General features: G+C 56.0%; 2 protein-coding genes. One reads left to right on the top strand and one right to left on the bottom strand.

Going from position 1 to position 4,326, the window contains the following annotated elements; genetic code table 11:
* Positions 1-259 precede the first annotated feature (259 nt).
* Positions 260-2,431 (bottom strand): TonB-dependent receptor, encoded by a 2,172-nt coding sequence (locus OP495_RS16660; RefSeq protein WP_280570850.1) that lies wholly within the window; start codon positions 2,429-2,431, stop codon positions 260-262.
* 338 nt (positions 2,432-2,769) lie between these two features.
* Between OP495_RS16660 and OP495_RS16655 the strand changes: the two genes are divergently transcribed.
* On the top strand, positions 2,770-4,326 hold a 1,557-nt coding region (locus tag OP495_RS16655), incomplete at its 3' end, for a TonB-dependent siderophore receptor (protein WP_280570848.1).

Genomic DNA, 4,326 nt, shown 5'->3' with positions numbered 1-4,326 from the left:
TGGATACTCACTTGATGGGAGCAGAGAAGGCATCGCCCTCGCATAACGCGAATCAGGAATGCGTCATGGAGTGGAGTAAAATGATGGCATGCTGCAAAGTTTAATGCAAAGAATTATCAAATGCGATTTTTTTCGATAAGGCGGCCTCGGGTTAGAGGCTGGCGCGTCTGTGCCGCGCTTTTCGGAAAATACGATACGCCACGAAAAGCGGCGCCATGGAGGCGCCGCTCAACAAGTCAGATCTGTCGGATGTTTTTGCTTAGAAGTCGAGCTGATAGCTCAGGGTGAAAGTACGTCCCCGGCCCTTGAAGTACAGGTCGTCTTTAAGAGCGTCCCCTTGGGGGAACGATTGTGAGTAGTAGGTAAAGTAGTCCTTGTCGGCGAGGTTCTCCACGCCCAGGCTGGCACGGCCTATAGGCAGGCGATAAGCCAGTGAGGCGTCGATCAGGCCGTAGCCGTCGAATTCGAGCTCGGGATCGTCGAAGCTGCGGTCACGGTAGTAGCTGTACTGCAGGTGCGAGGAGAGCTTGTCGTTCCAGGCTGCGCTCCAGGCGAGCTTGAAGGTGTCCGGGGCAAGGTCCCGGCCCGTCAGCTTGGTATCCACGCTGCCGTCGCCGTCTTGGTCCGACTTGCCCTCGGCGTGGGTATAGGTAAGCCGCAAGTTGTGAGCGTCATTCACCTGGGCATCGCCGGTGATCTCATAGCCTTGGATCTCGGTCTTCTCTCGCTTGACCCGGTAGTTGTTCTGGGCATCGGGTTCGATGCGTTGGCCGAGGTCGGAATTCGACTCGTAATAACTCAGTTCGAGGCCGTAGCGATCCCAGTCGAAGCGAGCGCCGATCTCACGGTTGTCGGTGACGATGGGCGAGAGGTCTACTAGGGTGTCCGCGTCCTGGCCGGGCTCGCTGACACCGCGCAGCACTCGGCCCACGTCGGGCATGCCGAATCCCTCGGAGTAGTTGGCGTAGAGCTGGGCCCAGTCAGTGGCCTGATAGACGATACCGGCATTGAACAAGGTTTCGTCGAAACTGGGGTTACCGCCGCCCACCGAGACCAGGTCGTTTTCGACACTGGTATCTTTGTCTACGGTCGAGTAGTCGTCGACGTTTAGCGTGGCATGCTCCTGGCGAGCGCCTGCATGCAGGCTCAGCGCCTGCGTCAGGTCGTAGTCCCCTTGCAGGAAGACCGCATAGTTGCGGAACTGGCTCTCGGGCACATAGTTGCGGTCGGTCTGGACCAGCACCTGTTGGGTCTCGTTCTGCAGCAGGTCGAGGCCAGTGGTCAGCTTGAGGCGGTCGTCGAGCAGGCCGTCGCGGCTTAAAGTGAACTTGGCGCCGACCTTGTCGGACTCGTTGCGCGTGTGGTCGTAGCGGGTATTGCCCGCGTCGTCTTGATAAGGGAAAGATTCGAGACCGGTGGTGCCAAACTGGGCGCGGAAACGCTGAGTATAGAGCTGGGCATTCAACTCATTGCCAAGCCAGTCACGGTTCTCGTAGGACAACCGGGCGGTGGTGGCCCTATTATAACCTGGGTCGTTAACGGGATTGCCTTTCTTGGCCCTGGTCGGTACGTCCTTATCGCGATTACCGGATACCGGCACGTAATCGTCGCCGACGTCGAGGTCGTAATGATTGAGGGAGAACTCGACGTTCTGGTCGTCATCGATCCAGTAGGCCGCCTTGGCCATCAGGTCATAGCTCTCGGAGTTCTGAATCTCGCCATGGTAGGCCATGCCGACGATCTCGTCGTCGCCATCGTAGTAGACACCGCGTTTTTGGCGACTAGCGGCGAACATATAGTCCCAATCGCGTGTCTGGCCGCTGAGGCGGTAGTCCAGTTTGTGACCGAAGCCTTCAGACTCGAAATCGTCGTCACTAGTCAAGCTGACGCCGACATGCTGGCTTACCCCGGCGCCTTCGGGTCGCTTGGTCACGTAGTTGATGATGCCGCCGGTCGCGCCCAGGCCTTGTTCGGCGCTGGCGCCATGAATAACTTCGATGCGCTCGACCATGGAAAGGTCGATAGTGTAGCTGTCTCTTCCACCATCACGCATCGGATTGGACTGGGGCACGCCATCCACCATGAATAGGACTGAACGCCCGCGGAAAGTCTCGCCGGTATTGTTGAGCTTCTGGCGGCTGGGCGAGTAGGAAGGGACCAAGTTACTGAGCACCTGACTGGGATCTTGGGTGATCGCCAGCTGCTGCTCGATCTGCTCGCGGTTGATGACGGTGACCTTCTGCGGGGTCTCGCCTTCGCTGCTGCGATTGCGGGTCGCGGTGATGACCAGTGGATCTAGCCCCTGGTCGTTGGCATCTTGCGATTCCGTGCTCGTGGATGCTTGGGCCAGTGCCGTGGCCGGCAGAGCAGAGACGAGCACCAATGGGAGCAGTGAGAGCTGCCTATGTCGTGGTCGTTGGAAGGCTTGCATAGTAACCGATATCCCCTTGCTGGATGTGACGTGATGATTTGCTGTTATGGGTTTTGAATCTTTATGCTAATGATAATTCTTTTTATTTGCAATATAGATGCATCGCATGATCCGGGGAGGAGGGGCGTCATGCCACGTTTTCTCTTGGGGAATTTCGACGCCTTGGCTGCGGCACAGTGGCACGATCGAGAGCTTATACAGGCAATGCGCGAAGGGGGCAGGGCGTGCGTTGAACGTTCGTCATTGTGAAAACAAATCACAATTCTTATCATATGCGATAGGCTTTGCTTGACGCGTGCTCCCTGCCGTCTGCTAATAAAATGTCACAAGGAAACCTCATGTCCCGCTTCCTCTCCTCGTCGCAGCCGATCAACGTGTTGTTACCCCCGGCACGTCGCCTGGCCATGGCAACGTTGCTGCTGAGCTGCCCGCTGGCGGCGCAGGCACAAGATGATGCCGCCCAGACCGATACCGTGGTCGTCACCGCAACGGCACTGAAGGTCGCCATGCCGCTTGCCGAGACGCCGCGTTCGGTCTCCAGCGTGAGCCGCGAAGAACTCGATGAACGCAACGTCCAGAGTCTCGACGAAACCTTCCGTTATCGCTCCGGTGTGCTGTCAGGGCATTTTGGTGCGGATAACAACACCGACTGGCTCAAAGTGCGCGGGTTTGACCAGGCGACCTACCTAAATGGGCTACGTCTTTATTCACCGGGATATTACCAGTGGACGCCCGAGCCTTATGGTTTGGAAAGTGTCGATGTCTTCAAAGGACCGGCGTCGATTCTCTACGGAGAAGCCCCCTCTGGAGGGATAGTCAATGCCGTCAGTAAACGTCCTACCGCTGAGAAGCGTGGCGAGATCGAGATCCAGGCCGGTAACCGTAATCACCGCCAATTCGGGATCGATACATCAGGACCCGTCACTGAAAGCGGTGATGTGCGCTACCGTTTCGTGGGACTGTACAAGGAGCGTGATGGCGATTTGAATGACACGGATAACGAGCGTGTCTACTTCGCGCCGAGCCTCGAGTGGGATATCTCCGATGATACTCAACTGACCCTGCTGGCCAGTTACCAGAAGGATGATGGTACGCCTGAAAATCCCTTTAAGCTTGCGTACGGCACGCTGGAAGATACTCCCTATGGGAAAGTCGATCCCGAGACTAATTATGGTGCTTCAGACTACGATAAAGATGAGCATACCCAGTTCGGTATCGGTTATGAATTTCAGCACCAGCTTGATGACACCTGGAAGTTCGAGCAAAACTTTCGCTATAGTCACTTAGATCTGGATCTGCGTAGTACGTACCTGATGTCGTATCGCAATGATGATCGGACGGCATATCGTGGCCATTTACAGCGTGACGGTGAGATCGACAGCTTTACCATCGATAACCGTATGGTCGGTAAGTGGTATACCGAACGCACGGAAAATACGCTGTTGTTCGGTGTCGACTATCAGGACCTGAGCCTTGATGGTAAAGAATATGACAATTACACCTACGATACTGTCGATATCTTCAATCCTGATACAACCGCTACACCGGTACCTGACAGCCAACTGATAGGCCGGCAGATCGATAAACAGCAGCTTGGTGTTTATGTACAGGATCAACTGCGCATCGATGATCGCTGGGTGCTGCTGGGCAGTGTTCGTCATGACAGTGCCGATGTTAAGAATACGAATCAGGACACCGATGTCACAGTTGATGAGACCCAGTCCAAGACCTCTTTCTCCGGCGGCCTGATGTATTTGGGTGACAACGGGGTGAGCCCGTATCTCAGCTATACCGAGTCGTTCAGGCCGCAAGCTCAGACTGACGCTCAGGGTGCGGTTTTCGAAGAAATCGAAGGTAAACAGTGGGAGGCGGGGGTCAAGTACGCGCCTTCTTCC

Origin of the sequence: Chromohalobacter sp. 296-RDG, from assembly GCF_029889885.1 — a bacterium.
Taxonomy (GTDB): Bacteria; Pseudomonadota; Gammaproteobacteria; order Pseudomonadales; family Halomonadaceae; genus Chromohalobacter.
Note: the sequence above shows the minus strand (reverse complement) of the source record. Positions and strands in the feature narration are given on the sequence as shown.